The organism is Mesorhizobium sp. A623 (assembly GCF_054489405.1).
Map to the genome: position 1 here is coordinate 40,021 of NZ_JBTMXB010000004.1, position 25,998 is coordinate 66,018.

26 protein-coding genes are annotated in these 25,998 nt (G+C 62.4%); 17 read left to right on the forward strand and 9 right to left on the reverse strand.

The window, feature by feature from the left end; translation table 11 throughout:
* Positions 1 to 58: 58 nt before the first annotated feature.
* Together ACX3P1_RS05805 and ACX3P1_RS05810 are read right to left on the reverse strand one after the other, a co-directional pair.
* Positions 59 to 1,207 carry a glycosyltransferase gene (locus ACX3P1_RS05805; RefSeq protein ID WP_459078607.1) on the reverse strand — a complete coding sequence of 383 codons (1,149 nt, stop codon included), beginning with the start codon at positions 1,205 to 1,207 and terminating at the stop codon, positions 59 to 61.
* A gap of 12 nt (positions 1,208 to 1,219) precedes the next feature.
* Positions 1,220 to 1,783, reverse strand: coding sequence for a polysaccharide biosynthesis/export family protein (locus ACX3P1_RS05810; protein WP_459078608.1), 564 nt, complete (start codon positions 1,781 to 1,783; stop codon positions 1,220 to 1,222).
* Positions 1,784 to 2,035: 252 nt separating this feature from the next.
* Between ACX3P1_RS05810 and ACX3P1_RS05815 the strand changes: the two genes are divergently transcribed.
* On the forward strand, positions 2,036 to 4,294 hold the full coding sequence (locus tag ACX3P1_RS05815) for a GumC family protein (RefSeq protein ID WP_459078609.1): 2,259 nt from the start codon (positions 2,036 to 2,038) through the stop codon (positions 4,292 to 4,294).
* Here ACX3P1_RS05815 and ACX3P1_RS05820 read toward each other — a convergent pair.
* Positions 4,291 to 5,499, reverse strand: coding sequence for a GNAT family N-acetyltransferase (locus tag ACX3P1_RS05820; RefSeq protein ID WP_459078610.1), 1,209 nt, complete (start codon positions 5,497 to 5,499; stop codon positions 4,291 to 4,293). The genes ACX3P1_RS05815 and ACX3P1_RS05820 overlap by 4 nt on opposite strands.
* Before the next feature lie 74 nt (positions 5,500 to 5,573).
* On the opposite strand from ACX3P1_RS05820, the gene ACX3P1_RS05825 reads away from it, so the two are divergent.
* Positions 5,574 to 6,632, forward strand: coding sequence for a polysaccharide deacetylase family protein (locus tag ACX3P1_RS05825; RefSeq protein ID WP_459078611.1), 1,059 nt, complete (start codon positions 5,574 to 5,576; stop codon positions 6,630 to 6,632).
* Here the strand turns inward: ACX3P1_RS05825 and ACX3P1_RS05830 are convergent.
* Positions 6,629 to 6,844: a DUF2842 domain-containing protein gene (locus tag ACX3P1_RS05830; RefSeq protein ID WP_459078612.1), complete on the reverse strand. Its 216-nt coding sequence runs from the start codon at positions 6,842 to 6,844 to the stop codon at positions 6,629 to 6,631. The two genes, ACX3P1_RS05825 and ACX3P1_RS05830, sit on opposite strands and share 4 nt — an antisense overlap.
* Positions 6,845 to 7,101: 257 nt before the next feature.
* On the opposite strand from ACX3P1_RS05830, the gene ACX3P1_RS05835 reads away from it, so the two are divergent.
* Positions 7,102 to 8,193 carry a COX15/CtaA family protein gene (locus tag ACX3P1_RS05835; protein WP_459078613.1) on the forward strand — a complete coding sequence of 364 codons (1,092 nt, stop codon included), beginning with the start codon at positions 7,102 to 7,104 and terminating at the stop codon, positions 8,191 to 8,193.
* On the opposite strand, the gene ACX3P1_RS05840 is transcribed toward ACX3P1_RS05835, so the two are convergent.
* From ACX3P1_RS05840 to speB, 3 genes are read right to left on the reverse strand one after another with little or no spacing between them, the layout of a single operon-like run.
* On the reverse strand, positions 8,183 to 9,025 hold the full coding sequence (locus ACX3P1_RS05840) for an aminoglycoside phosphotransferase family protein (RefSeq protein ID WP_459078614.1): 843 nt from the start codon (positions 9,023 to 9,025) through the stop codon (positions 8,183 to 8,185). The two genes, ACX3P1_RS05835 and ACX3P1_RS05840, sit on opposite strands and share 11 nt — an antisense overlap.
* A complete protein-coding gene (argC, locus tag ACX3P1_RS05845; protein ID WP_459078615.1) occupies positions 9,022 to 9,954 on the reverse strand; it encodes an N-acetyl-gamma-glutamyl-phosphate reductase in 933 nt (310 codons plus the stop codon). The genes ACX3P1_RS05840 and argC overlap by 4 nt, the downstream gene beginning before the upstream one ends.
* Before the next feature lie 38 nt (positions 9,955 to 9,992).
* The gene (gene speB, locus ACX3P1_RS05850; protein ID WP_459078616.1) at positions 9,993 to 10,991 is read right to left on the reverse strand and encodes an agmatinase; all 999 of its coding nucleotides are present in this window, start codon (positions 10,989 to 10,991) and stop codon (positions 9,993 to 9,995) included.
* A 118-nt stretch (positions 10,992 to 11,109) separates the two neighbouring features.
* Here speB and ACX3P1_RS05855 point away from each other — a divergent pair, with 118 nt between their 5' ends.
* The 4 genes from ACX3P1_RS05855 to ACX3P1_RS05870 all read left to right on the forward strand — a co-directional run bounded on the left by ACX3P1_RS05855 (position 11,110) and on the right by ACX3P1_RS05870 (position 14,767).
* Entirely contained in the window at positions 11,110 to 12,318 is a 1,209-nt protein-coding gene (locus tag ACX3P1_RS05855) for an acyltransferase family protein (RefSeq protein ID WP_459078617.1), read from the forward strand.
* 17 nt (positions 12,319 to 12,335) lie between these two features.
* On the forward strand, positions 12,336 to 13,634 hold the full coding sequence (locus tag ACX3P1_RS05860) for a DUF445 domain-containing protein (protein WP_459078618.1): 1,299 nt from the start codon (positions 12,336 to 12,338) through the stop codon (positions 13,632 to 13,634).
* A 68-nt stretch (positions 13,635 to 13,702) separates the two neighbouring features.
* A complete protein-coding gene (locus ACX3P1_RS05865) occupies positions 13,703 to 14,134 on the forward strand; it encodes a phasin family protein (RefSeq protein WP_459078619.1) in 432 nt (143 codons plus the stop codon).
* 102 nt (positions 14,135 to 14,236) lie between these two features.
* Complete coding sequence (locus ACX3P1_RS05870; protein ID WP_459078620.1) at positions 14,237 to 14,767, forward strand: MaoC family dehydratase; 531 nt, start codon at positions 14,237 to 14,239, stop codon at positions 14,765 to 14,767.
* A gap of 23 nt (positions 14,768 to 14,790) precedes the next feature.
* Here ACX3P1_RS05870 and ACX3P1_RS05875 read toward each other — a convergent pair whose 3' ends face one another.
* Entirely contained in the window at positions 14,791 to 15,420 is a 630-nt protein-coding gene (locus tag ACX3P1_RS05875) for a MarC family protein (RefSeq protein WP_459078621.1), read from the reverse strand.
* Between the two features lie 243 nt (positions 15,421 to 15,663).
* On the opposite strand from ACX3P1_RS05875, the gene gyrA reads away from it, so the two are divergent.
* Positions 15,664 to 18,471, forward strand: coding sequence for a DNA gyrase subunit A (gene gyrA / locus ACX3P1_RS05880; protein ID WP_459078622.1), 2,808 nt, complete (start codon positions 15,664 to 15,666; stop codon positions 18,469 to 18,471).
* Between the two features lie 57 nt (positions 18,472 to 18,528).
* Here gyrA and ACX3P1_RS05885 read toward each other — a convergent pair whose 3' ends face one another.
* On the reverse strand, positions 18,529 to 18,672 hold the full coding sequence (locus ACX3P1_RS05885) for a hypothetical protein (protein ID WP_459078623.1): 144 nt from the start codon (positions 18,670 to 18,672) through the stop codon (positions 18,529 to 18,531).
* 169 nt (positions 18,673 to 18,841) lie between these two features.
* Between ACX3P1_RS05885 and coaD the strand changes: the two genes are divergently transcribed.
* From coaD to ACX3P1_RS05930, 9 genes are all read left to right on the forward strand, one after another.
* Entirely contained in the window at positions 18,842 to 19,342 is a 501-nt protein-coding gene (coaD, locus tag ACX3P1_RS05890) for a pantetheine-phosphate adenylyltransferase (RefSeq protein ID WP_459078624.1), read from the forward strand.
* Between the two features lie 16 nt (positions 19,343 to 19,358).
* Positions 19,359 to 19,946: a peptidylprolyl isomerase gene (locus tag ACX3P1_RS05895; RefSeq protein ID WP_459078625.1), complete on the forward strand. Its 588-nt coding sequence runs from the start codon at positions 19,359 to 19,361 to the stop codon at positions 19,944 to 19,946.
* Positions 19,947 to 19,985: 39 nt separating this feature from the next.
* Positions 19,986 to 20,501: a peptidylprolyl isomerase gene (locus ACX3P1_RS05900; protein ID WP_459078626.1), complete on the forward strand. Its 516-nt coding sequence runs from the start codon at positions 19,986 to 19,988 to the stop codon at positions 20,499 to 20,501.
* 6 nt (positions 20,502 to 20,507) lie between these two features.
* On the forward strand, positions 20,508 to 20,960 hold the full coding sequence (locus ACX3P1_RS05905; protein WP_459078627.1) for a DMT family transporter: 453 nt from the start codon (positions 20,508 to 20,510) through the stop codon (positions 20,958 to 20,960).
* Complete coding sequence (gene queA, locus ACX3P1_RS05910; RefSeq protein ID WP_459078628.1) at positions 20,960 to 22,036, forward strand: tRNA preQ1(34) S-adenosylmethionine ribosyltransferase-isomerase QueA; 1,077 nt, start codon at positions 20,960 to 20,962, stop codon at positions 22,034 to 22,036. The genes ACX3P1_RS05905 and queA overlap by 1 nt, the downstream gene beginning before the upstream one ends.
* Positions 22,033 to 23,163: a tRNA guanosine(34) transglycosylase Tgt gene (tgt, locus tag ACX3P1_RS05915; protein ID WP_459078629.1), complete on the forward strand. Its 1,131-nt coding sequence runs from the start codon at positions 22,033 to 22,035 to the stop codon at positions 23,161 to 23,163. Before queA ends, tgt begins: the two co-directional genes overlap by 4 nt.
* 85 nt (positions 23,164 to 23,248) lie before the next feature.
* Positions 23,249 to 23,485: an Lrp/AsnC ligand binding domain-containing protein gene (locus ACX3P1_RS05920; protein ID WP_459078630.1), complete on the forward strand. Its 237-nt coding sequence runs from the start codon at positions 23,249 to 23,251 to the stop codon at positions 23,483 to 23,485.
* An 83-nt stretch (positions 23,486 to 23,568) separates the two neighbouring features.
* Positions 23,569 to 24,981, forward strand: coding sequence for a circularly permuted type 2 ATP-grasp protein (locus ACX3P1_RS05925; RefSeq protein ID WP_459078631.1), 1,413 nt, complete (start codon positions 23,569 to 23,571; stop codon positions 24,979 to 24,981).
* A gap of 21 nt (positions 24,982 to 25,002) precedes the next feature.
* Entirely contained in the window at positions 25,003 to 25,944 is a 942-nt protein-coding gene (locus tag ACX3P1_RS05930) for an alpha-E domain-containing protein (RefSeq protein ID WP_459078632.1), read from the forward strand.
* The last annotated feature ends 54 nt before the right edge of the window (positions 25,945 to 25,998 follow it).

Below are 25,998 nucleotides of genomic sequence, written 5' to 3' on the forward strand. Positions count from 1 at the left end.
CAAAGGACAGCTAAGAAACGGTTGAAGGAACCGGTCGCTTTGGAGCTTCTTGCCACGCTCACTTCGACTTTGCGGGATTGTCCTGAAGGGCGAGAAGATACGCTTTCTCGATCTCGGCGGCCATAACATCGGCTCCAAAGCGCGCCTTCAGTTGGGTCAGGTCGGGCATTTCTGCCTTGAAGGCAGCGAGATCGGCGAGCGCGCCGCACAGTTTTTCCGCGAGTTGCCCGGCATCCGGTTCGATAAGGGCAGGGGAGTTAGCACCGAAAATCTCCGGAATGCCGCCGACGGCGGTGGCGATCATCGGCTTGCCGGCGGCTAGCGCTTCCAGGACGATGTAGGGCATGGCTTCCGCCCGCGAAGGCACGACCACGAGCCTTGCCAGCGCAAACGCCTGGCGCGCCGGCATCGGCGCAAGGAAGCGGATGCGGTTTTCCAGGCCGAGCCGCCTGGCCTGCGCCCTGTAGCGGGGCAGGCCGTCGCCGTCTCCGACCATGACGGCGGCGAGGCTGCGGCCAAGTCGCTTTTCGGCCTGTGCCACCGCGTCGATGAAGATGTCCGGCCCCTTCAGGTCGCGCATCATGCCGATATAGAGCAGGTCCGCGGCGTCGGCATCCGTATCGACGGGTTCGAACTCAGCCGCGCGCAAGCCGTTGTAGACGAGGCGGTTGGGCACCGGCGGTTCGCCGACCTTCTCGCGATAGGCGCGTCGCTCATACTCGGAAACGAACAGCAGCGTGTCGGTAAACCGGCTCATCAGCCGCTCGATGGTGAAGAACAGCCATCCCGTCAGCGTGTCGGCGGAATAGTGCAGGCTGCCGCCATGCGGCGAATAAAGGCGGGCTACGCGATACCTGAAAACCCGCAACAGTGAGCCGAACAGGCGCGCATAGGTTCCGCCCTTGGCGCCGTGCCCATGGAGCACGTCCGGCTGCAATTTTTTGACGATTCTGTACGTGCGCCACGCCGAGGCGATGTCGCCCGGTCCGATATGGCGCTGCATGGGCGTGCGGTGGACACCAAGCACCAACTGGCCTTGCATCTGTGCGAACAGGCGTTCCTCAAGTTCGCCGCCGGTGCTTGAATCGCAAACGATGCCAACATCGTGCCCTGCGGCGATCTGCGCCTCCGTCAGATCGCGCACATGCCGGAAAATACCTCCGACCGGCGATCGGAAGCAGTGAACGATCCGAAGTTTTTCCCTCACGTCGTCAAGACATCAAAAGAGGCGTTCGCGAACATAGACGGTGTCGCCCGGCAGCAGCGGATCGGTTGTCGTGACCCGTCCGGTCATCACCTTGCCGTTGACGTCGCGCGTGATGTCGACACTCTCCTGGTTGGCGCGGGCTGAATAGCCGCCCGCAATGGCCACGGCCTTTTGCACCGTCAGGCCCGGAACATAGGAATACTGGCCGGCCGCGCCGACTTCGCCCATGACGAAGATCGGCCGGTAGCGGTCGATCTCGACCGATACGTCCGGATCGCGCAGATAACCCTGGCGAAGCTTGGCTGCAATCTCGCCTTCAAGCTGCTGGGCCGTATGGCCGCGCGCCGGGATCGCCCCGACAAGCGGGAAGGACAGATAGCCGGACTGGTCGACGCTGTATGTATTGGTCAGGCCTTCCTGCTCGAACACGGTCACGCGGATGCGGTCGCCGGCACCGAGGCGGTAGGGCTCGTCCAGGATCTTGTGAAACGCGGCCGGGGCAGGCTTGTAGCTGGTGCAGCCGGCAAGCACGGACACGGCAAGCAGCGCGCAAAATAGGGGGCCAGTGCTTTTCATCGCGGAGCATATACCTTCGACTGGCCCGGCCGACGCCGCCAGACTTCAAGAGTCGACGCTTGTTATTGTCCGGTTAGGGTTAATGGGCGGTAAAGGTACGCCGATCACGAGCGTTGGCGGGCAGGGACGCCGTCGCATGCTGTGGGTTATTCTTCCGTCTGTCGAAGCGGAGGGCGCGTGGCCTGCTTCTTAACGGGTGAGTTACCATAGTTGTTTACGCTGTATCCGTTCCAGTGTCGGAGTATGGATGCAATGTCAGGCGCTCAATCCGCAGCGGCAGATATCGATGTCGATCTAGGAAAGCTCTTTGCCAGTCTTGGCAGGAACTGGATGCGTATCGTCGTCGTCGCGCTGGTCGTGACGGGGGCCGCTTTCGCTCTCGCTTCGCTGGCGACGCCTTTATACAAGGCGCAGACGAAGCTGCTGATCGAGACGCGGGAATCCGTCTATACGAGGCCGGAAAACAACAACGACGCCGACAAGCCCATCCTCGATGCCGAAGGCATCGCCAGCCAGGTAGAGGTGATTTCATCCACCGACATCCTCAAGCGGGTGGCCACCAAGCTGGGCCTGTCGCGGCTGCCGGAATTCGATGAAGCGGCGGACATGGGAACGCTGGGCCGGCTTCTGGTCATTGCCGGCCTGAAGACCGACCCGAACGAGATTCCGCCGGACGAGCGCGTGCTGAAAGCCATGCGCGAAAAGCTGAACGTCTATCCGGTCGAAAAATCGCGCGTCATCGTCATCGAATTCTCGTCCGAGGACGCCAAACTTGCGGCGGCGATCCCCAACGCCATCGCCGAGGCCTATATATCGGTCCAGGGCGACGCCAAGATCGAATCGAACTCAGCGGCGACGGATTGGCTGGCGCCTGAAATCAGCGACCTGTCCAAGCGGGTGAAGGATGCCGAGGCCAAGGTCGCCGACTTCCGCGCCCAGTCCGGCCTGCTGATGGGGGGCAACAATTCCGTGCTGGCCACCCAGCAGCTTTCCGAACTGTCGAGTGAATTGTCGCGGGTGCGGGCCAATCGTGCTTCTGCCGAGGCGACGGCCGAAAGCGTGCGCAACGCCTTGCGTGGCGGTGGCTCGCTGGATGCCTTCCCGGAAGTGCTGTCGTCCAGCCTGATCCAGCGGCTGCGCGAGCAGCAGGTGCAGCTCAAGTCCAATATCGCCGATCTCTCGACCACGCTGCTCGACAACCATCCGCGCATCCGTGCGCTGAAATCGCAACTGGCGGACCTGGACAGCCAGATACGCAACGAGGCGCAAAAGGTGCTTAAAGGTCTGACGACCGAGGCGCAGACCGCGCAGATGCGGGAGAACCAGCTTGTAGCCGACCTCAACAAGCTGAAGGCCGAATCGGCCCGCGCCGGCGACCAGCAGGTGGAATTGAACGCGCTGGAGCGTCAGGCCAACGCGCAGCGCCAGTTGCTGGAATCCTACATGACGCGGTTCCGCGAGGCTTCCTCGCGCAACGATCGCAACTATCTGCCGGTCGATGCCCGCGTCTTCTCGCAGGCGGTTGCGCCCTCCGAGTCGTATTTCCCCAAAATGGTGCCGATCCTCGGCGCTGCCTTTACCGCCTCGTTGCTGGTCATGGCCATCGTGACGCTGCTGCAGGAACTGTTTTCCGGTCGCGCCATGCGCCCGGCGGCAGGTTCGCGGCTGGAGCGCATAGAGCAGGTCGCGATGCCGGCGGTGGCAAATGTGGCGGACGCCGACAAACTCGAACGCGTGCCCGCAGCCGAAGCGCCCGCACCCATAGTGGCGGAGCCACTCGCATGGCCACCCGAGTGGCAGGAACCCGAGCCCGAAGAGGCCGCGCGGCAAGAGGTTGGGCTGGAAGAAAATGAGCCGGAAGATTTGTGGGACGAACCCATCCGCTCCAGCCTGGGCGAAATCGATATCGAAAAGGCTGCCGAACAGGTGATAGCGAGCGGGGCCGCACGGGCCATCTTCGTCTCGCCGGAAGGCGATGAGGCGGCCGCAAGCTCCGTGCTGGTGGCGCGGGAGGTGGCGGATGCGGGCCTGCGCGTGCTGCTGTTGGACATGACGGCGTCCGGGGCTGCGTCTCGGCCGATGCTGGATAGCGGCCTGCTGGCCGGCATCACCAACCTGCTCGCCTCAGAAGCGCAGTTCAGCGATGTCATTCATGCCGATCACTATTCGGATTGCCATGTAATTCCCGTCGGTACGGCCGACCCGGTGCGCGCCATGCGCGCCGCCGACCGCCTGCCGATCATCATGCAATCGCTGACGACGGCCTATGATCTGGTGGTGGTCGAATGCGGGCCGGCCGACGCGCAAGGCATAAGCCGCCTCGTCGGCGACGGCACGCAGGTTCTGCTCAGCATGATCGAGCCGAGCGACGAGGTGGCGCAGGCCGCAGCAGAGTTGATCGAAAACGGCTATCCGGGTCTGACGCTGGTTACGCCCGCCGGGCATGACACGCCGGGACGCCCTGTGCCGGGTGAGCGCGTTCGCTCGGCTGCGTGGGGCGCCACGGCCTAACCTTCGCTATCCGCACTTGCCTTTCCAGCGCTCTTGCGACGCAAAAACTTGCCCAGCCGCCAAAGCGTCGGGCTGCCCTTGATGGATGCTTTCAGGCGCGATTTCTGGCGAAGCGCCTGCCCAAGCAGACGGCCTTTCAACGTCAGCGGCAGCAGGACATCGAACTGCCGCACCTTGATGTCGCACCAGAGGCGCTTGTAGGGCTCGTCGCCAACCGAAAAATCGTAGATGCCGAAGCCCTGCCGGCAAGCATCCTGGATGTTCTCGTAGAACAGGAAATCGCCCGGACTGGCAGAGGCGAGATCGTCTTCCTTTATCGCGCCGAACTCGCAGATCAGGCGCTTGCCGCACACGCTGGAACCCGTTACCGCGCGCAGCTTGCCGGCGACTTCCAGCCCGTGCAGGACGAAGCGCGGCGGCTGTTGCGCCAGAGCATGCTCAAACAGCGCATGAAAGAATTGTCGTACTTCGGGATCGCCAAAGACATTGGCGATGCCCATCTGGCTGAACCGGTGCGCCTTCATCGCGAAAAACGCATCGAGCAGCGCGCGCGTCTCGCTGGGCGTTTTCGCCTCGATGCGCCGGTATGGGCCGACTGCCTCGAATTTGCGGATCTGCGAGCGGTGCTTCTTGCGCTTTCGCTTGCCACTCGAACGGTCGAGTAAATTATCGAACCCTCCGTCGAGGTCGACCGCCAGCGCCGGATCGGGGCTCGGGAAATGGGCGAGAAGCGTCATTGGATTGGGCACGCCGTCCAAATCGGGCGAAAGCCGCTCGAGGGCAACGAGATCGATCTCGGGACGGGCTTTTCGCACAGCTTCGAAAAGGGTTCGGAAATCCTGCTCACGGGCCGTCGCAGCCCAGCACCGGTCCATCGCGGGGAAGTTGCCGTTGGCGTGCCGCCCGCCCATGAAACGGGCGATGCGGAAGGGGCCGGAGCGCGTTACTTCCAGGGCCAGCGAGAAGACCGGCCGTTCTCCGGCCCGCAACTCGGCGATCACGGCATCGGGCCGCATCGCGGATGCCCATTGTCTTACCCAGTCGCCGCTCTGCGCAGGCGCGGCAAGCGCCTCTCGGCAAAAGCCGGCATAAGTGGCAAGGCCCTCGGGGCCGCAAACAGATGCTTTCTGCATGGCTGACGCCGCTTGCGAAGTCTCTGCTTCGTCAGGACACTTGCGCTCAAAAGACACGGTAGCGTCAACCATCCTTCAATTCTTAAAGTGTATTTGGGAGTGTCACGAACTTCAAAATCGCGATACTAGGTGCAAAAGGTGAACGAATGATCGACGGGGGCGAAGCGATCCGGAAACTGGCCCTGAATGTGGCCAGGTATTCCGGTCTTGCTCCGTTGGCGAAACCCTTCATCGGCGGCATCGGCGCCATATTGATGCTTCACCGCGTTACCGCCTCCCCGGAAAAGCCGAACGGCATCAACCGCCACCTCAACATCGCCCCCGATTTTCTGGACGCCGTGATCGCCGATATGAAGACGGCCGGCTACGCGTTCGTCACCATGGACGAGGCAATCGAGCGCATCCGTGCGGGAGGCAGGGAAGGGCAGTTCGCGACGATTACCGCCGACGACGGCTACCGCGACAACATCACCGAGGCTTTGCCCGTGCTGGAAAAGCACAATGTGCCGATAACCATCTACATCGCGCCGGGCCTGATCGACGGCGTCACCAATTTGTGGTGGGACGTGCTTGAAGACATCGTCGGTGCCGGCCGGGTCCTGTCCCTTCAAACGAAGGGTGGGCCATTCACGATAGATTGTTCGACGCCCGCATCACGGCTTGAAGCCAACAAGCGCCTGCACGATCATTTTGCCACGGAAGTGCCTGAAGAAGACCAGAACGCGTTGCTGCGCGAACTGGCGAGCACCTGCGGCGTCGATGCGGATGCGTTGCGTCGTGCCACGCTGATGAACTGGGATGAGATCCGTGCCGCGGCGGCGCATCCGCTGGTGACGATCGGCGCCCATACGACGAATCATCACAACCTCAAGCGGCTTTCCGAGCCATGCGCGCGCCGCGAGATCGAGGATGTGCGGCGCATCCTGAAAATGCAGTTGGGGCAAGTGCCGCGCCATCTCGCCTATCCATACGGCTACGCCAGCGCAGTCGGTGGCCGCGAAGTGGGCATGGCCAATGCGGCGGGCTACGCGTCTGCGGTAACGACGCGGCATGGCGTGCTGCGCGCCCAACATGCCAATTTCCTGCACGCGCTGCCGCGCATCTCCGTCAACGGGCGCTACCAGAGCGTTGCCCATATCCGCACCATGCTCTCCGGCGTAACGACGCCGCTCGCCAATGCGGGTAGGATGGTGGTGACGGTTTAGGTCTTGCGGCGAGGTTCCAGGATCAGCCATTTGATGATGCCCATGGCGGGCAGGATCCACAGCAGTCCGCTGAACAGGAAGAACAGGAAATGCACCCGCGGGCCGGACTCTGCGAGTTGGGCCACGGCGACGATGGTGGCGACCAGCGCATAGACGATGACCAACGCTACCAGCAGCACGGTTCCGATCAGCTTTTTCAGGCGAATGGGCATGTCAGGCCTCTTTAGATCGCCGTGCGACCTTTCGGGCGCACAAAGGACGATCTAACTCTTTGGGTGAGCATCGGAATAACCCGAAAACCGGATTCCACTTTTCGGTCCGATGCTTTAAAGCGTATCGCATAAGGCTTGCCGCCCGGCCGCGCAACCCGCGAAAGCCGGCGCGACGGCGTGCCGCGCCGGCTGGGCTTGTCAGCGCGGGCGCGATGGTCCACCACTCCCGCGATTTCGATCTGTCCGGGAAAAAGCCCATGGCTGCCTTCGCCGTTGCCGCGCCTGTCGTGAACAGGGAGCGCGTTTTGCGCAACCGCACCGCCGTGCGCTGGTGGCTCTATGCCGTGCTTGCGGTGCTGTTCGCGCTGGTGATCGTCGGCGGGGCCACGCGCATGACCAATTCCGGCCTGTCGATCACCGAATGGAAGCCGATCCATGGCGTCATCCCGCCGCTCAACGATGCAGAGTGGCGGGAGGAATTTCAGAAGTACCAGCAAATCCCCCAATACGCCGAACTGAACCAGGGCATGACGGTGGAAGCGTTCAAGACCATCTTCTGGTGGGAATGGGCGCACCGGCTGCTGGCGCGGGGCGTCGGCTTCGTCTTTGCCCTGCCGCTGGTGTTCTTTTGGGCAGCCGGCCGGATCGAGCGCCGGCTGACGCCGAAGCTTGTCGGTATCCTGGCGCTCGGCGGCCTGCAGGGCGCGATCGGCTGGTGGATGGTCACTTCGGGTCTGGTCGACCGGGTTTCCGTCAGCCAGTACCGGTTGGCGACGCACCTGACCATCGCGGCGCTGATCTTCACCGCCACGATGCTCGTCGCGCGCGGTCTCGCGCCGCATTCCCGGCCTTCTGCCTCCCGCGCGACACAACGGATGGCGGGCATCATCGTGCTTCTGGTGCTGGTTCAGCTTTATCTCGGCGGGCTGGTTGCCGGCCTCCATGCCGGACTCAGCTACAATACCTGGCCATTGATGGACGGGCGGCTGATCCCCGGCGACCTGTTCATCATGGAGCCGGCCTGGCGCAATCTGTTCGAAAGCCCAAAAACCGTGCAGTTCATCCACCGGGTTGGCGCTTATGTCGTCTTTCTCGTAGCGCTTTGGCACATGATCGCCACGCTGCGCCGTGAACAGGGCACCACCCATGCCCGCCGCGCCGTCGTTTTGTTCCTGCTGGTGACGATGCAGGCAGCGCTCGGCATCGGCACGCTTGTCATGCACGTACCGCTGGACATGGCGTTGACGCATCAGGCGTTTGCGCTGGTGGTGCTGGGCTTCGCCGCCGCACATTGGCGCGGTACGAAGGGCGCCTATCCGCTGCCGGGCGAAACCGCGCTCAGAAGTTGAGGCGAACGCTGCGGACTGCCGCCGTAACAGCCAATTCGCGGCTCTCGTCGGTGGCATTTCCGCCCTCGCCATGCCACGCCGCCGACAGGCAGCCATAGGCGAAGGCGTGGTCGAGCACGCGGCGCGGGTCTTGCCCCAGCGTGGCCGAAAAGGTTTGCGCCAGCCGGACGATCCGTTCCGGGTCGAGGCAAAGCGCGTCGCGGTCGAGCGGATTGTAGAAGAAATTGGCGGCGTCGAAGCCGGGATCGCCCAGCACGCCCTTGGGATCGATGGCCAGCCAGCCGCGCTGGCCATGCACGATATTGTCGTGATGCAAATCGCCATGCAGCGGGCGCACGTCCCGCGCGTCGTCCAGCAGCGCGTCGGCAACCGTTGCGCCTTGCATGTAAAGCAGACTTTGTGCCGGGGCGCTTGCCGTTCCAGCACGGCTGAACAGGCCGGCAAAGCGTTCCCGAAGCGGCTGGAGTTGCGGCGGGGCAGGGCGGTCCGATGGGCGATGCAGCCTTGCCAGCACGTCGGCTGCTATCTCGGTTGCGGCCTCGTCCCCTTCAATATCGAGAACCGATGTGAGCAACCGGTAGCCGCCATATTCGAGCAGCATCTGGCGGCGGTCGCGCCTGAGCAGGCGCACGGCTCCTGCACCCCCGCGCCATTTGAGGAAATGCGCGCCGCGCAATTCGTCTTCGACATCGTCGAACGGCTTGAGCGCCTTGACCACGGCAAGGCTGCCGTCGGCGCGGGCGACTTTCCAGATGCGGCTGGAGAAGGTTTCGGCAATCAGCACCGCGCCGCCGATTTTCCAGCGGCGCGGAAAGACCGGCGGTTTCATCAAGGATGGAGGCCGAGCATCAGGTTCATGTTCTGCACCGCCGCCCCCGACGCACCCTTGCCGAGATTGTCATAGACGGCGACGAGCAGCGCCTGGGCCCGATCGTCATTGGCGAAGACATAGAGCTTCATGCGGTTGGTGCCGTTCAGATGCTCCGGCTCCAGTTCGGGCACGCGTTCCACCTGCGCAAAGGGCGCGACCTCGACCACGCTGCCTTCGATCCCGGCAAAATGGTCGGCAATGGCTGCATGCAGTTGAGCGCCGCTTGGCACATAGTCCAGATTGCCGAGTTGCAGCGGCACGACGGTCAGCATGCCTTGCGCGAAATTTCCCACCGCCGGCTGCATGATCGGATCGTGCGTCAGCCTGGCGTACGTTTTCAGTTCCGGCACATGCTTGTGGTGCAGGCTGAGGCCATAGGGCAGGAACTCGGGCGCGTTTTCGCCCTGGGCGACATAATCCTCGATCATCGGGCGGCCACCGCCGGAATAGCCGGTGACGCCGTTGACCGTGACCGGATAGTCAGGAGGCAACAGGCCGGCCGCAATCAGCGGGCGTAGCGTGGCGATCGGTCCCTGCGGCCAGCAGCCGGGATTGGCGACGCGCTTGGCCGCGGCGATGCGCTGCGGCTGATCCTTGTCCATCTCGGCAAAGCCGTACTCCCAGCCTTCCGCCACGCGATGCGCGGTAGACGCGTCGATCACGCGGGTGGTGTCGTTGGCGATCAGCGACACGCTCTCGCGCGCGGCGTCATCGGGCAGGCACAGGATGGCAACATCGGAAGCGTTGAGATATTCGGCCCGCGCGGCAGTTTCCTTGCGCCGCTCCGTCGGGATCGAGATGATCTCCAAATCCTTGCGCTCGGCAAGCAGCGCCCTGATCTGAAGGCCGGTCGTACCGTGTTCGCCGTCGATGAAAATTTTCGGTTTCATGATATCGTGCGTCCGTTAAAATGCCTGATAATTCAAGACTATATGCCGCTTCCCGGATTCGACGCCGTAACGCCGTTGTCGGTTTCCGTCAGCCTGGCCTTTCGTTCCGCCAGCAGGCCCAGATACTGCATGGCAATGGTCGAGCCGGCGATCGCCGTAATATCGGCATGATCGTAGGCGGGTGCAACCTCGACGATGTCGGCGCCGACGATGTCGATCTGGTTCAACCGGCGAAGCGTCGACAGCATCTTTGCCGAAGACGGCCCGCCTGCCACCGGCGTGCCGGTGCCGGGCGCGTAGGCCGGATCGAGGCAGTCGATGTCGAAGGTCACATAGGTCTTCCTGCCGCCGGTGCGTTCGACGATGGCATAGGCGATGTCGGCGGCCCGCATCTCCTCGATCTCGTGGCCGTACAGGATCTTGATGCCGAAAGTTTCCGGCGCGTGCGTGCGGATGCCGATCTGGATCGAGCGGTCCGGGTCGATGACGCCTTCCTTGACGGCGCGCCCGACGAACGAGCCGTGATCGATGCGCTTGCCGTCGTCGGGCCAGGTATCCTGATGCGCGTCGAACTGCACCATGGCCAGCGGTCCGTGAATGGCCGCGTGCGCCTTGAGCAGCGGCCAGGTGATGAAATGATCGCCGCCAAGCGTCAGCAGGAACGCGCCGGACTTGAGGATTTTTGCGGCTTCGCGCTCGATGGTGCCGGGCGTCTTCTGGTGGTTACCGCTGTCCAGCAGGCAATCGCCGTAGTCGACCACGGCAAGCTGTTCGAAGATGTCGCGCGCGAACGGGTATTGCGGGTCGTTGTCGAGGATGGCGGCGGCGCGGCGGATGGCCTGCGGCCCGAACCGCGCGCCGGACCGGTTGGTCACGGCGGCGTCGAAGGGAATGCCCCAGACGACGGCGTCGGCGCCTTTCACGTCCTTGGTGTATTTGCGCCGCATGAAGGACAATGCGCCGGCATAGGTAGGCTCCAGTGAGGCGCCGGTCTTGCTCCGGGCGGTAAAAGCGTGGTCGATACTGTTGTTCGCCATCGTGATTCCTCATGGTGGTTGTCGGGTGCACCACTATAGAACCGGCAGGAAACTTGCCAGTCACAGCTCTGCGAAACCGCTGGCCGCGCGCTGCGACGATAAGAAGAGGCGGTTCGGAATGACGCAGGCAGCTTTTGTCGGCCGCATCGGCGGCGTGGTCCATGCCGCGCCGGCCGTCGGCGAACGCTTCACTGTACTGGACACCTTTCGCGGCCTGTGCGCGCTTCTGGTAGCGCTGTTTCACTTTCCGACCAGTTCGGCGATTTCACAAAACGCCTTCGTCGGCGCCTCCTACCTGTTTGTCGACTTCTTCTTCGTCCTCTCCGGCTTCGTCATCGCCAGCAGCTATGCGGACCGTCTCTCCCGCCCGGACGAGGTCGCTCGCTTTGGCCTTGTCCGCTTCGGCCGGCTTTATCCGCTGCATCTGTTCATGCTGATGGCGTTTGCCGCTTTCGAGGCGCTGCGGCTTGTCCTGCCGCCGGTGAACGGCGGCGGCGATGCGCCGTTCACCGGCGCTTTCGACTTCCAAAGCCTACTTGCCAATCTGTTCCTGCTGCAAGGCATGGGCGTCGAGGACCAACTGACCTGGAACGGACCGAGCTGGAGCATTTCGGTGGAGTTCTTCGCCTATCTGCTGTTTGCCGGCATCGTGCTTGCGGCCGGCCGCCGTGCCTGGATCGGGCTTGCCGCAGCCGTCGTTGTCGCGCCTGCTGTCCTGTTGGCGTTCTCGAAGCATCACATGGACGTGTCCTACGATCTCGGTTTCGTGCGCTGCTTCTACGGGTTTTCACTGGGCGCGCTGCTGTCCCTGTTCAGGCATGACGCCATCACGGCGGCTCGCCGCTCGCTGTCCCGTAGTGCAAACCGTACGATCTGGACCCTGGCGGAATTCGCGATGATGGCCCTCATCGTGCTGTTCGTCACGCTGGCCGGAGACAACGATTTCGGGATCGCCGCGCCTGTCGTCTTCGTGGCGGCACTCTATCTGTTTGCGCATGAAGCCGGCGCCATCAGCGCGTTGCTGCGCAACCGCGCCATGCTGATGCTCGGAACGCTCTCCTATTCGATCTACATGATCCATCTTTTCGTTCAGGGGCGAATGATAAACGCCGGCGGAATCCTGGAAAAAGTCCTGCACGTCGATCTAGTCGGCGATCTCTTGCTGCGCGGCGAACCTGCGGTCGGCTTTGGCCCGCAATCGCCGTGGATCGGCCTTGCCGCCGCCCTGTCGATGCTATGCCTGGTCGTTGCCGCCTCCTGGTTCACCTGGCGCTTCGTCGAAATGCCGGCGCTTGGCTGGTTCCGCCGCCTGGCGAAACGAATATGAAACAGCCGGAACGCAGCATGCCAGCACCACAACGCGACGGAAACGATGGCCTTGCGGATGCCGACGTCGATACGGCGGTCAAGCTGGCGGCGCTGCGCCGCACCAAATTCGTCGCCGCCGCAGCCCTTGTGCTGTGCGCTGCGGTATTCGCCGTGGCCAAGTCGTTCCAGGGCCGCTATCCGCTGCTTGGGTTCGTGGCGGCGTTTGCCGAGGCCGCGATCATCGGCGGGCTGGCGGACTGGTATGCGGTGGTGGCGCTGTTTCGGCGGCCGCTCGGCCTGCCCATCCCGCATACCGCGATCATCCCGGCGAACCAGGAACGGATCGCCGATAATCTCGGCAGCTTCATCGAGGTGAATTTTCTGGCGCCGGGGCCGGTGCGTGAAAAACTCAACGAGGTCGATTTTGCCGCACTTGTCGCCGACTGGCTGTCCGATGCAGGGCGGTCCGATGGCCTGTCGCGCTTCGTTGCCCGCCTCGTGCCGCAGACGCTGGACGCGATCGAGCAGTCGGGCCTGCGCGGCTTCTTCACCAGCCGCCTGATGGAGCAGGTCGAAAAGGTGCAGCTTGCGCCGCTTGCCGCCGAATTGCTGTCGGCTTTTACCGACGACCGCCGCCATCAAAGACTGTTCGACGAATTCATCAGGGTGATCGGCCGGTTCCTGAGCGACGAAAAGGCGCTCGCGGCGATGCGCGAAAAAATACACGCCGAATTGCCGTCGCTGTTCAATCTGTTTCGTGCCGACGCCTATCTGCTGAAGAAGATCGTGGCGTCCGCCGGTTCCTTGCTGGAGGAAGTGAGGGCGGACCCCGATCATCCGATGCGCGAAGAGTTCGACCGCTTTGTCGTGACCTTCATCGAGCGGCTGAAGACGTCGAAACTCTATGCGCGGCGCGCCGAAAAGCTGAAACACGACTTCCTGGCCCGCCCGGAACTGCGCGAAATGGCGCTTACTCTATGGGCAAGCATGCGCCAGTTCATCGAGCAGGACGCGCAGGCTGAAAATTCCACCATCAGGGCGCATCTGGCCGGCATGTTCGTGGAAGTCGGAAAACACCTGACCGACGACGCGCAGATACGAACGGACATGAACAAGGGTTTTGTCGTGGCGCTGTCGTCCTTCGTCGAAAGCCAGAAAAGCGGCGTCTCGACCTTCATCGCCGATCAGGTCAAGCGCTGGGATCTGGGGCAATTGACGCGGCTCATAGAAATCAACATCGGCCGGGATCTGCAATATATCCGCTTCAACGGCATGATCATCGGCGGCCTGGCCGGGCTGGTGCTCTATTCGGCGCAACTGCTCCTTGCCGATTGACGATGCGGACGGCTTGTCTATTCTCTTGGGTGTAGTGTCGGCTTTGCGGCAAACGGGAGAAGACAGTCATGGCCAAGCAATCGGAAACCCCTTCCTTCATGGATATGTTCACGAAGTTCGGCCACGATCTGAAACTGCCCGATGTGGACATCGAATCCATTCTCGACCATCACCGCAGGAACCTCGAGGCGCTGGAGCAGTCGGCCAAGGCGACGGCGGCCGGGGCCAGTTCGCTGATGCACCGGCAGCGCGAGATGCTGCAGGAAACCTTGAGCGAGGCGACGGAAATGGCCCGCAGCTACCGCGCACCCGGCGATGCGCAGAAGCTGATCGCGCAGCAGACGGAATTCGCCAAGAAGGCCTTCGAAAGCGCGGTCAGCAACGCCAGCGAGGTGGCCGAACTGGTCAAGAAGTCCGGGACCGAATCCATCGACATCCTGCGCAATCGCATCAAGGAAGCGATGGCGGAGGTTCGTTCCGGCTACGAGAAAGGCAAATAGGCCATTTAACCCCGATAGATTGGAACCGAACCACGTCGAAATGGATTTGTCCCAGGTCTTGGGATGGGATGCCCCGCGGCGCAACGAGGCAAAACGCAGTAGATGACGAAAACGCCACCGACCTATGAGCAACTCAGGACCATGCAAGGGCAGGAACTGGGCGTGTCCGACTGGATAATTGTCGACCAGGCGCGTATCGACCAGTTCGCGGAATGCACGGGCGACCGCCAGTGGATTCATATCGACCCAGAGCGGGCCAAGCGCCAGAGCCCATTCCGCACGACGATCGCGCATGGCTACCTGACCCTGTCGGTCATCGGCTGTCTCAGCCAGGAAATGGGCGTGATTCCCGAAAACACCCAGGCCGCGTTCAATTACGGGCTGGACAGGGTGCGCTTCATCTCGCCCGTCAAGGTCGGTTCGCGGATAAGGCTGCGTGCGACCCTTCTTTCCATGGAGGATAAGGGGCCGGGCCAGTATCTCATGAAGGTTGCCAACACCATCGAGATCGACGGCGAGGAAAAGCCCGCCTTGATGGCCGAGACGCTCGCCATGTTCTACGAGCGTCGCAAGAAGAAGGCGGGTGCCGGGTCGCCGTGCCCCGAAATGGCAAAGGAAGCCCGGAGGCTTTAGCCGACCATTAGCGCCTCGAGGCTCTAGCCGATCATCAGCGCCTTGATGCCGTCGGCAACGAACTGCACCGCCAGGGCCGCCAGGATGACGCCGAGAAGCCGTGTCAGGATCGACCGGCCCGTCTGGCCGAGGAAACGGTCGATGCGCTCCGACAGCACGAACACCAGAAAGGTGATGGCGAGGCAGACGAAGATGATGCCGACCAGAGCCGCCTGCGCGGCAAACCCCTGAAACGTGCCGGACAAAAGCACCGTAGCCGAAATCGCGCCGGGGCCGGCGATCAGCGGGATCGCCAGCGGAAAGGCGGCGATGTTGTGGATGTGGTCGCGGGTGATGGCGACCGCGCCGATCTTCTCCTTGCGGTCCTGACGGCGCTCGAACACCATTTCGAACGCGATGAAAAACAAGAGGAACCCGCCCGCGACGCGGAAGGCGGGAAGCGTGATGCCGAATACCGAGAGGATAGATGCGCCGGCAACGGCAAACAGCGCCATCACCACGAAGCCGATGATCGAGGCGCGGATCGAGACCTGCCGGCGTTGTTCGCGGTTCATGCCGTGCGTCACGGCCAGGAAAAGCGGGGCCAGGCCGGGTGGATCGATGGTCACCAATATGGTGACGAAGGCATTGAAAAGGCTGTCGAAATTTGGCATGTGCCATTCCCCTCGGCGTCAGGCTAGCGCGATCGGCCAAGCCGCGCCAGCCCCGGTTTCGCGGTGTTCTCTCCGCCCGGTCCGGTAGCGTTGCCGGGCATGCTGTCGCAGTTCGACAAAATTCCCGATATCCATTTGAATTTTCTGGAAAATTCAACGCTGGAAAACTTGCCGTTTCATTGGAGAAATCATTGGCCTTCCTATATAAACACTCAGTGATTCCCAAATTTTGTGTGATCTGATTTGACCGACCAAAAACCACCTCGCGGCGCCGAAGGCGGCCCGACAGGCATTGAGCCGATCTCCATCATCGAGGAGATGCAGCGCTCCTATCTCGACTACGCCATGAGCGTCATCGTCAGCCGTGCGCTGCCGGACGTGCGCGACGGCCTGAAACCGGTACACCGGCGCATCCTCTATGCGGCGCATGAGAGCGGCTACCACTGGAACCGCAAATATGTGAAGTCGGCGCGCCCCGTCGCCGACGTGATGGGTAAATACCACCCGCACGGCGACGCCTCGATCTACGACGCCTTGGTGCGCATGGCGCAAGACTGGTCGCTGCGGGTGCCGCTCGTCGACGGACAGGGCAATTACGGCTCCATCGACGGCGATCCGCCGGCGGCGATGCGCTACACGGAAGCGCGGCTCACCAAGGTGGCGCACGAACTGCTGGAGGATATCGACAAGGATACGGTCGATTTTCAGGACACCTACGACGCTTCCGGCAGCGAGCCGCGCGTCCTGCCGGCGCGCTTCCCCAATTTGCTCGTCAACGGTTCGGGCGGCATCGCCGTTGGCATGGCGACCAACATTCCGCCGCACAATCTCATGGAAGTGTGCAACGGCGCCATTGCGCTCATCGACAATCCGGCGATGGATTTGCCGGACCTGATGGAAATCATTCCCGGCCCGGATTTCCCCACCGGCGCCATCGTGCTTGGCCGCTCAGGCATCTACAGCGCCTACGCCACCGGTCGCGGCTCCATCGTCATGCGCGGCCGCGCCAGCGTCGAGCCGCGCGGTAACGACCGCGAATCCATCGTTATCACCGAGGTTCCCTACCAGGTGAACAAGGCGACGATGATCGAAAAGATGGCCGAACTGGTGCGCGACAAGCGCATCGAAGGCATTTCCGATATTCGCGACGAGAGCGACCGGCAGGGCTACCGCGTCGTCATCGAGTTGAAGAAGGACGCCAACGCCGAGGTCATCCTCAACCAGCTTTACCGTTTCACGCCGCTGCAAACCTCGTTTGGCGCTAACATGGTCGCGCTGAACGGCGGCAAGCCGGAGGTGATGAACCTCACCGACATGCTGAAGGCCTTTGTCAGCTTCCGCGAGGAAGTGATCAGCCGGCGCACGAAATTCCTGCTGAAGAAGGTGCGCGACCGCGCGCATATCTTGGTCGGTCTGGCGATCGCCGTCGCTAATATCGACGAGGTGATCAAGCTTATCCGCTCCGCCCCCGATCCGGCGACGGCGCGCGAGCAGTTGATGGAGCGGCGCTGGCCGGCCGGTGACGTCGAATCGCTGATCCTGCTAATTGAAGATCCGCGCCACCGCATCAACGACGACAAAACCTACAATCTCTCCGAGGAACAGGCGCGCGCCATCCTCGAACTGCGCCTGCAACGCCTGACGGCACTTGGGCGCGACGAAATCGCTGACGAGTTGAACACGATCGGCGCAGAGATACTCGACTATCTCGACATCTTGTCGTCACGCCTGCGCATCCAGCAGATCGTCAAGGACGAACTTGCCGCCGTGCGCGACGAGTTTGGCACGCCGCGCCGCACCGAGCTTACCGACGGCGGCTCGGATATGGATGACGAAGACCTGATCCCGCGTGAGGACATGGTCGTGACCGTCAGCCACACCGGCTACATCAAGCGGGTGCCGCTGTCGCTTTACCGGGCGCAGCGCCGTGGTGGCAAGGGCCGCTCCGGCATGTCGACCAGGGACGAGGATTTCGTCACGCGCCTGTTCGTCGCCAACACGCATACGCCGGTGCTGTTCTTCTCGTCGCGCGGCATCGTCTATAAGGAAAAGGTGTGGCGTCTGCCCATCGGCAACCCGCAGTCGCGCGGCAAGGCGCTGATCAACATGCTGCCGCTCGAGCAGAACGAGCGCATCACCACCATCATGCCGTTGCCCGAGGATGAGACGAGTTGGGGCGAACTCGACGTCATGTTCGCGACCACGCGCGGCACGGTGCGACGCAACAAGCTTTCGGATTTCGTTCAGGTCAACCGCAACGGCAAGATCGCCATGAAGCTGGAGGAGGAGGGCGACGAGATTCTCGGCGTCGAAACCTGCACCGACAATGACGACGTGCTTTTGACGGCGAATTCGGGCCAGTGCATCCGCTTCCGGGTAGACGATGTGCGCGTGTTCCAGAGCCGCAATTCGGTCGGCGTGCGTGGCATCGCCATGGCCAATGGCGACCGGGTCATCTCCATGGCGGTGATCGAGCATGTCGATGCCGCGCCGGCGGAGCGGGCAGCCTATCTCAAGCGAGCCGCCGTCGAGCGTCGCCTGCTTTCGGGGACTGGCGACGAAGAAGAGATCGCGCTGACCAATGAGGAGGTCAGCGAGGAGGCCGAGCTTTTAGACGACCGCTACGAACATCTGAAGCAGCATGAGCAGTTCGTGCTGACGGTGACGGAGTTCGGCTATGGCAAGCGTTCGTCGTCCTACGATTTCCGGCTGACCAATCGCGGCGGCAAGGGCATTCGCGCCACCGACGTCTCCAAGGTCGACGAGATCGGCAAGCTGGTGGCGGCATTCCCGGTCGGCAACGACGATCAGATCATGCTGGTTTCGGACGGCGGCACGGTTATCCGCGTGCCGGTCGCGGGCATTCGCTTTGCCAGCCGCGCGACCAAGGGCGTGACCATCTTCCATACGGCCGAAGGCGAAAAGGTCGTGTCCGTGGAGCGGATTTCAGAACCGCAGACCGACGATGAAGGGGAAGAGCCTGGCGGCGTCGGAAATGGGGACGCAACCCCCGTTGTCGAAACCGATTCTCCGGATGAAAGCCAAGGCTGAGGATTAAACCTGCACGCGCCGGCGAAAAGCCGGCGGTGCTTTGCAGAAGAACAGGCGTCAGAAGCGGGTGTTGAGGTCGAAACCGCTGGAGCGCTTGGCCTTGGTCCTGACGCGCACGCGCTCGGCCTCCTGATGCAGGCCGAAAAGAGTGGCAATCAGCATGGCGACGGTCATTGCGATAGCGAGCATGTAGATCATCATGGTTTTAATCTCCTGCTTCCTTAACGTTCAGGTAGGAATTTGGTTTCATCCCGGTAAGGGTCACGATAGTGAACGCTCTGTGAAGAACGCGTGATCGACCCGTTCATCGGGCGTTCATCCACCGTCGTCCGATTGCCTTTGACCGGCTGTCTCGCTAGAAGCACCTGCCATGACAGAACGCATTGCCCTTTATGCCGGCTCCTTCGACCCGCTGACCAACGGCCATCTCGATGTGCTGAAGGCGTCGCTTGCGGTTGCCGATACCGTTTATGCCGCCATCGGCGTTCATCCAGGCAAGAAGCCGCTGTTCTCGTTCGAGGAACGGGTTGCCCTCATCGAGCAGGCCACGCGTGAAGAGTTCGGCAGCGACGGCGCGCGAATCAAGGTCGTCGCCTTTGACGGGCTGGTGATCGATGCAGCGAAAAAGCATGGCGCGTCGATCATGATCCGCGGCCTGCGCGATGGCACCGATCTCGACTACGAGATGCAGATGGCCGGCATGAACGAAACCATGGCGCCCGACCTGCAAACCGTCTTTTTGCCGGCAAGTCCTTCAGTACGCACGATTACCGCCACATTGGTCCGCCAGATTGCCTCAATGGGCGGCGACATCCGCCCCTTCGTGCCCGCAGCAGTCGTCGGCGCGCTCACTTCCAAATTCGCGAAATAGCCCCGGAGTTTTCCCAATGCAGCTTAAAAAGCTCGCCGCGTATTTTCTCGTTATCGCCGGATTGCTGGCCGGCTCCGCGACGGCTTTTGCCGCCGAGCCTGAGAACACCATGATCATCACCCTCAAGGACGGCGATGTGACCATCGCGCTGCGGCCGGACCTCGCGCCCAAGCATGTCGCGCAGATCAAGAAGCTGGTTGGCGACGGCGCCTATGACAATGTCGCTTTCCACCGCGTCATCGACGGCTTCATGGCCCAGACGGGCGATGTGCGCTACGGCGACATGAAGGACGGGTATAATGCCGAAGCCGTCGGCACCGGCGGTTCGGACCTGCCCGACCTGCCGGCGGAATTCTCCACCAGCGAACATTTCGTGCGCGGCGTGGTCGGCATGGCGCGGTCGCAGGACCCGAATTCGGCCAATTCGCAGTTCTTCATCATGTTCGCGCCCGCATCCTCGCTCGATGGGCAATACACCATCGTCGGCACCGTCGAGAGCGGCATGGAACTGGTGGACAAGATCAAGAAGGGCGACCAGGCGCAGAACGGCGTTGTCGCCGACCCCGACAGCATGCTCAAAGTGCGCATTGCCGCCGACAAATAAACAGAACCACATTATTGTTTCCAAAAGGATATTTCTGACATGGCTGAGATCAAGGACCGCGAGAACGCGCTCATCATGGAGACGAGCAAGGGCAAGGTCGTCATCGAACTGTTTCCCGACCTGGCGCCCGGCCATGTCGGCCGCATCAAGGAACTGGCGCGCGAAGGCGCGTATGACGGCGTGGTGTTCCACCGCGTCATCGACGGGTTCATGGCGCAGACCGGCGACGTGAAATTCGGCAAGACCGGCAGCAAGGATTTCGCGCCGGCGCGCGCCGGCATGGGCGGTTCCGAGAAGCCGGACCTCAAGGCCGAGTTCTCCAACGTCAATCACGCCCGCGGCACCTGCTCCATGGCCCGCTCGCAGAACCCGAATTCGGCCAATTCGCAGTTCTTCATCTGCTTTGGCGACGCCGCCTTCCTCAACCGCCAGTATACGGTCTGGGGCCAGGTCATCGAAGGCATGGAAAATGTCGACAAGATCAAGCGCGGCGAGCCGGTGCAGGATCCCGACACGATCGTCTCGGTGAAGGTCGCCGCCGACGTCGCCGCGTAAACCCACATGATCTGGGGCGTGCTCTGGGGTGCGTTCGGCGTGGTGGCCGGGTCCTTCCTGGCCATCCAGGCGCCGATCAACGCTGCGCTCAGCCGAGGGCTGGGCATGCCGCTTGCGGCAGCGGCGGCATCCTTCCTGGCAGGCACAGTGGCCCTGTTCGTTGTGACGGCCGTGGTATCCCAGGCGCAAGGCGTATCGCTTGGCTGGCGCGTGCCGCCGCCGTGGATGTTCGTGGCCGGCGGCTGCCTGGGCGCCGCCTTCGTCACCGCCATCATAATCCTGATACCGAAGCTTGGGGCCGCCGCCACGATGGGTTTCGTGGTTGCCGGCCAGTTGTTCGCGGGCATTCTGGTGGACCGTATCGGCTTTCTGGGCCTGGCGGTGCGCGAGATTTCCGTCGGCCGCATCGCCGGCGCGGTCCTTTTGCTCGGCGGAGCAGTGCTCATACGGATTTACTAATGCGCGTCGACCTTTTCGATTTCGATCTGCCGGAGGCGTCCATCGCGCTGCGCCCGGCGGTTCCGCGTGACAGCGCCCGATTGCTGGCGGTCAGGCCGGGCGAGGGGCTCGAGGACCGGCTTGTCAGCGATCTTCCTTCCATGCTGAAGGAGGGCGACGCCATGGTGTTCAACGACACCAAGGTCATCCCGGCCCAATTGAAGGGCATGCGCCGGCGCGGCGAGGCGGTGGCGCAGGTCGAAGCGACGCTGCATATGCGCACCGGCCCGGATCGCTGGCTGGCCTTCATGCGGCCCGGAAAGCGCGTCGCCGAGGGCGATCGCATCCATTTCGGTCATGACGGAAACTCCTGCTTTCTCGGCCAGTTGGACGCAACGGTTCTTGAAAAAGGCGAGGGCGGTGAAGCGCTGCTCGGCTTCGATGTTTCCGGCCCGTTCCTGGACGAAGCGCTGCACAGCGTGGGCCACATTCCGCTGCCGCCCTACATCGCCTCCAAACGCGACGACGACGAGCGCGATGTTCGCGACTATCAAACTATCTACGCCCATGAAGAGGGCGCGGTCGCGGCCCCCACCGCCGGCCTGCATTTCACGCCGGAACTGTTCGCAGCCCTCGATGCAAAGGGCGTTGAGCGGCATTTCGTGACCCTGCATGTCGGCGCCGGCACCTTCTTGCCGGTAAAGGCGGACGATACCGCCGACCACAAGATGCATTCCGAAACCGGCTACGTGTCGGCGGATGTGGCCGAGGCGCTGAACGCGGCCAGAGCGCGCGGTGGTCGGATCATTGCTGTCGGCACCACGTCGCTTCGGCTGCTGGAAAGTGCTGCCGGCAAAGACGGCAAGCTCGCCGCATGGTCCGGGCCGACCGACATTTTCATCACGCCGGGCTATCGCTTCAAAATGGTGGACATGCTGATGACCAATTTCCATCTACCGCGCTCGACGCTGTTCATGCTGGTTTCGGCGTTTTCCGGGCTTGAAACCATGCGCGCCGGCTATGCGCATGCCATTGAATCCGGCTATCGCTTCTATTCCTACGGCGATGCCAGCCTGCTGTTCAGGCGAGAAGCATGACCACAGAATTTTCCTTCAAGCTGCTGGCCACCGACGGCAAGGCGCGGCGCGGCGAAATTTCGATGCCGCGCGGACAAATCCGCACCCCGGCTTTCATGCCGGTCGGCACCGGCGGCACCGTGAAAACCATGTATATGGACCAGGTGCGCGATCTGGGCGCCGATGTCATTTTAGGCAACACCTATCATCTGATGCTGCGCCCCGGTGCGGAGCGTGTCGCAGGACTCGGCGGATTGCACGAATTCGCCCGCTGGCCGCACCCGATTTTGACGGATAGCGGCGGGTTTCAGGTCATGTCGCTGTCGAAACTGCGCAAGCTGACCGAAAAGGGCGTTACCTTCCGCTCGCATATCGACGGCGCGGCCTATGAAATGACACCGGAACGCTCCATTGAGATTCAGGGTCTGCTCGATTCCGATATCCAGATGCAGTTGGACGAATGCACCGCCCTTCCGGCCGAGCACAAGGAAATCGAGCGCGCCATGGAATTGTCGGTGCGCTGGGCCGAGCGCTGCAAGACGGCCTTTGGCGACCAGCCCGGCAAGGCGATGTTCGGCATCGTGCAGGGCGGCGATATTGCCGATTTGCGCGTGCGCTCCGCGCAGGCGCTCGCCGCCATGGAACTGAAGGGCTATGCGGTCGGCGGGCTGGCGGTCGGCGAACCGCAGGCGGTGATGCTCGACATGCTCGACATTACATGCCCGGAACTGCCTGCGAACAAGCCGCGCTACCTGATGGGCGTCGGCACGCCCGACGATATCTTGAAATCGGTGGCGCGTGGCATCGATATGTTCGATTGCGTCATGCCCACCCGCGCCGGTCGCCACGGCCTCGCCTATACGCGGCGCGGCAAGGTCAATCTGCGCAACGCCCGCCATGCCGACGATCCACGCCCGCTGGACGAGGAAAGCGATTGCCCGGCCGCCCGCGACTATTCGCGCGCCTATCTGCACCACCTCGTGCGCTCGCAGGAGGCGCTGGGCGCGATGCTCCTGACCTGGAACAATCTTTCCTATTATCAAAAGCACATGCACGACATTCGCGCCGCCATCGAAGCGCAGGCCTTCGAGGCAAGGGCTGCGGAAATCTCCGAAGGTTGGGCGATGGGCGATATCCCGCTGCGCTGAGCCTGATGAAGCGCGCGATGCTTGAAAGGCCGGCTGCAGTCTGCGACAAGAGCAGGCATCAGCGTACAATAGACAGGACCGTGCCATGAAGGCGTTTTTCGTGCAGATAAAATGCGATCTGGGCAGGGCCTACGACGTGGCGAGCGCGCTTGCGGATGCCGAGATCGCTTCGGAAATCTATTCGACTGCCGGCCAGTTCGATCTTCTTGCCAAGTTCTATGTCGGCGACGAGGAAGATATCGGCCATTTCGTCAATCAGAAGGTGCAGGTCATCGCCGGCATCAAGGACACCTTCACGATGGTGACTTTTCGCGCCTTTTGAGCGCCATTCCGCTGCGTAATCCCTAAATCGCTTGCTTTTCTTGCTTTCCGCATTTGAAATGGCGGCGGCAGGAGAGCGGGCGATTGACAGCTTTCGACGAGATGCTTCCGGAAACATCGGGACTGAGAAGTCCTTATTCCGTGTACGATCGCTGGTTGAAAGAACAGGAGCCGGAAAGGCTCACCCAGAAAATGCAGGACGCCGAGCGCGTCTTCCGCAAGACGGGCATCACCTTTGCCGTCTATGGCGAGCAGGAGGCGGCCGAGCGGCTGATCCCGTTCGACATCGTGCCCCGCATCATTGCCGGCAACGAATGGCGCAGGCTGACCCAGGGCATCGAGCAGCGCGTGCAGGCGCTCAACGCCTTTCTCGACGACATCTACCATCGCCAGGAAATTTTGCGCGCGGGCCGCATTCCCAGGGAACTGATCGCCAATAATGAGGCTTTTCTGCCGGAAATGATCGGCGTGCGGCCGCCGGCCGGCGTCTACACCCACATTATCGGCGTCGATATCGTGCGCATCAGCGAGAACGAATTCTACGTGCTGGAAGATAATGCGCGCACGCCTTCCGGTGTTTCCTACATGCTGGAAAACCGCGAAACCATGATGCAGCTGTTCCCGGAGCTGTTCCAGAAGATCAAGGTTCGCCCGGTCGAGAACTATCCGCAGCTTCTGCGCCAGTCGCTGGCAGCGGTGCGGCCTGAAGGTGTCGAGGGCGTCCCCACCATCGCGGTGCTGACGCCGGGCAGCTTCAATTCCGCCTATTTCGAGCATGCGTTCCTGGCCGACCAGATGGGCGTGCAACTGGTCGAAGGGCAGGATCTGCGCGTGGTTGACGGCCATGTCGCCATGCGCACCACGCAAGGCTACAAGCAGATCGACGTGCTTTACCGGCGCGTCGACGACAATTATCTCGATCCGCTGACCTTTAGGCCGGATTCGACGCTCGGCGTGCCAGGCATCATGGATGCCTACCGCGCCGGCAACATCACCATCGCCAACGCGCCCGGCACCGGCATCGCCGACGACAAGGCGATCTATTCCTACATGCCGGAGATCGTGGAATTCTACACCGGCCGCAAGGCGATCCTCGGCAATATTCCGACCTGGCGCTGCTCGGAGCCGGACAGCCTGAAATATGTGCTCGAGCATATCGATGAACTGGTCATCAAGGAGGTTCACGGTTCAGGCGGCTACGGCATGCTGGTCGGGCCTGCGGCGACGAAGCAGGAATGCGAGGATTTTTCGAAGAAACTCGCCGCAAAACCCTCCAACTACATCGCTCAGCCGACGCTGGCGCTGTCCACCTGCCCGATCCTGACGGAAAAAGGCCTCGCGCCGCGCCATGTCGACCTGCGCCCCTATGTACTGGTGTCCGACCGCATCCAGATCGTGCCGGGAGGCCTGACACGCGTAGCGCTCAAACCGGGCTCGCTGGTGGTCAACTCCTCGCAAGGCGGCGGGACGAAGGACACGTGGGTGCTGGATGATTGAACCTCAATCCTGGGGCTGCTGATGTTGCTCGGTCGTACCGCCAACGGGCTTTACTGGATGAACCGCTATATTGAGCGGGCGGAGAACATGGCACGGCTGGTTGATGCCGGGCTGCGCATGGCGCTGACCAGAACGCAGGAGGCATCCGAGGAGTGGGCCTCGGTGCTGTTGAGCGCCGGCGCCGACTACGCCTATTCGCAGAAATATGCCGATTATACGTCCGCCAACGTCGCCGACTTCCTGCTGCGCGACGTGTCGAATCCGTCAAGCGCCATGGTGTCCATCGAGACGGCGCGCAACAACGCCCGCATGGTGCGCACCGCGTTGACCCGCGAGACGTGGGAGGCCATCAACGAAGCGTGGATGTCGCTGAAGCGGATGCTGGCCACCCCCATCGACGAGCGCGACCTGCCGGCCGTTCTCGACGCCATCAAGCGCGAGACGGCGCTGATCCGCGGTGCGTTCTACGGCACCATGCTGCGCAACGAGATTTTCGACTTCTCGCAGCTTGGCACCTATGTCGAGCGCGCCGACAACACGGCCCGCATCCTCGACGTGAAATATTATGTCTTGTTGCCGTCGATTTCCTGGGTCGGTTCGAGCCTGGACAATTCCCAGTGGGAATCGATCCTGCGCTCCGTGTCGGCGCATCGGTCCTATCGCTGGAACTACGACGCCGCCTACAAGCCGGCCAACATTGCCGACTATCTCATCTTGAACGCGCGCATGCCGCGCTCGCTGACCTTCTGCTATCGCTTCATCGCGGAACATCTGAAATTTCTTGGCGACGATTACAGCGAGCGCCACACTTGCCATGCGACGGCGGAAACGACGCACGCGATGCTGAAGGGCGGCTCGATCAAGAGCATATTCGACACCGGCCTGCATGAATTCCTGACCGACTTTATCCAGTGCAATACGCGGCTCGGCGACGAGATCGGGCAAGATTACCGGTTCTACTGAGCATGATCCCGAAAAGTGGGAAGCGGTTTTCGGATGAGATCATGCGTCTAGGGA

Bases quoted from the DNA above. Each gene is read 5' to 3' on its own strand.
- ACX3P1_RS05810 (WP_459078608.1), bottom strand. From the start codon at position 1,783: ATGAAAAGCACTGGCCCCCTATTTTGCGCGCTGCTTGCCGTGTCCGTG.
- ACX3P1_RS05815 (WP_459078609.1), top strand. From the start codon at position 2,036: ATGTCAGGCGCTCAATCCGCAGCGGCAGATATCGATGTCGATCTAGGA.
- ACX3P1_RS05820 (WP_459078610.1), bottom strand. From the start codon at position 5,499: ATGGTTGACGCTACCGTGTCTTTTGAGCGCAAGTGTCCTGACGAAGCA.
- ACX3P1_RS05825 (WP_459078611.1), top strand. From the start codon at position 5,574: ATGATCGACGGGGGCGAAGCGATCCGGAAACTGGCCCTGAATGTGGCC.
- ACX3P1_RS05830 (WP_459078612.1), bottom strand. From the start codon at position 6,844: ATGCCCATTCGCCTGAAAAAGCTGATCGGAACCGTGCTGCTGGTAGCG.
- ACX3P1_RS05835 (WP_459078613.1), top strand. From the start codon at position 7,102: ATGGCTGCCTTCGCCGTTGCCGCGCCTGTCGTGAACAGGGAGCGCGTT.
- argC (WP_459078615.1), bottom strand. From the start codon at position 9,954: ATGAAACCGAAAATTTTCATCGACGGCGAACACGGTACGACCGGCCTT.
- speB (WP_459078616.1), bottom strand. From the start codon at position 10,991: ATGGCGAACAACAGTATCGACCACGCTTTTACCGCCCGGAGCAAGACC.
- ACX3P1_RS05855 (WP_459078617.1), top strand. From the start codon at position 11,110: ATGACGCAGGCAGCTTTTGTCGGCCGCATCGGCGGCGTGGTCCATGCC.
- ACX3P1_RS05860 (WP_459078618.1), top strand. From the start codon at position 12,336: ATGCCAGCACCACAACGCGACGGAAACGATGGCCTTGCGGATGCCGAC.
- ACX3P1_RS05865 (WP_459078619.1), top strand. From the start codon at position 13,703: ATGGCCAAGCAATCGGAAACCCCTTCCTTCATGGATATGTTCACGAAG.
- ACX3P1_RS05870 (WP_459078620.1), top strand. From the start codon at position 14,237: ATGACGAAAACGCCACCGACCTATGAGCAACTCAGGACCATGCAAGGG.
- ACX3P1_RS05875 (WP_459078621.1), bottom strand. From the start codon at position 15,420: ATGCCAAATTTCGACAGCCTTTTCAATGCCTTCGTCACCATATTGGTG.
- ACX3P1_RS05885 (WP_459078623.1), bottom strand. From the start codon at position 18,672: ATGATGATCTACATGCTCGCTATCGCAATGACCGTCGCCATGCTGATT.
- coaD (WP_459078624.1), top strand. From the start codon at position 18,842: ATGACAGAACGCATTGCCCTTTATGCCGGCTCCTTCGACCCGCTGACC.
- ACX3P1_RS05895 (WP_459078625.1), top strand. From the start codon at position 19,359: ATGCAGCTTAAAAAGCTCGCCGCGTATTTTCTCGTTATCGCCGGATTG.
- ACX3P1_RS05900 (WP_459078626.1), top strand. From the start codon at position 19,986: ATGGCTGAGATCAAGGACCGCGAGAACGCGCTCATCATGGAGACGAGC.
- ACX3P1_RS05905 (WP_459078627.1), top strand. From the start codon at position 20,508: ATGATCTGGGGCGTGCTCTGGGGTGCGTTCGGCGTGGTGGCCGGGTCC.
- queA (WP_459078628.1), top strand. From the start codon at position 20,960: ATGCGCGTCGACCTTTTCGATTTCGATCTGCCGGAGGCGTCCATCGCG.
- tgt (WP_459078629.1), top strand. From the start codon at position 22,033: ATGACCACAGAATTTTCCTTCAAGCTGCTGGCCACCGACGGCAAGGCG.
- ACX3P1_RS05920 (WP_459078630.1), top strand. From the start codon at position 23,249: ATGAAGGCGTTTTTCGTGCAGATAAAATGCGATCTGGGCAGGGCCTAC.
- ACX3P1_RS05930 (WP_459078632.1), top strand. From the start codon at position 25,003: ATGTTGCTCGGTCGTACCGCCAACGGGCTTTACTGGATGAACCGCTAT.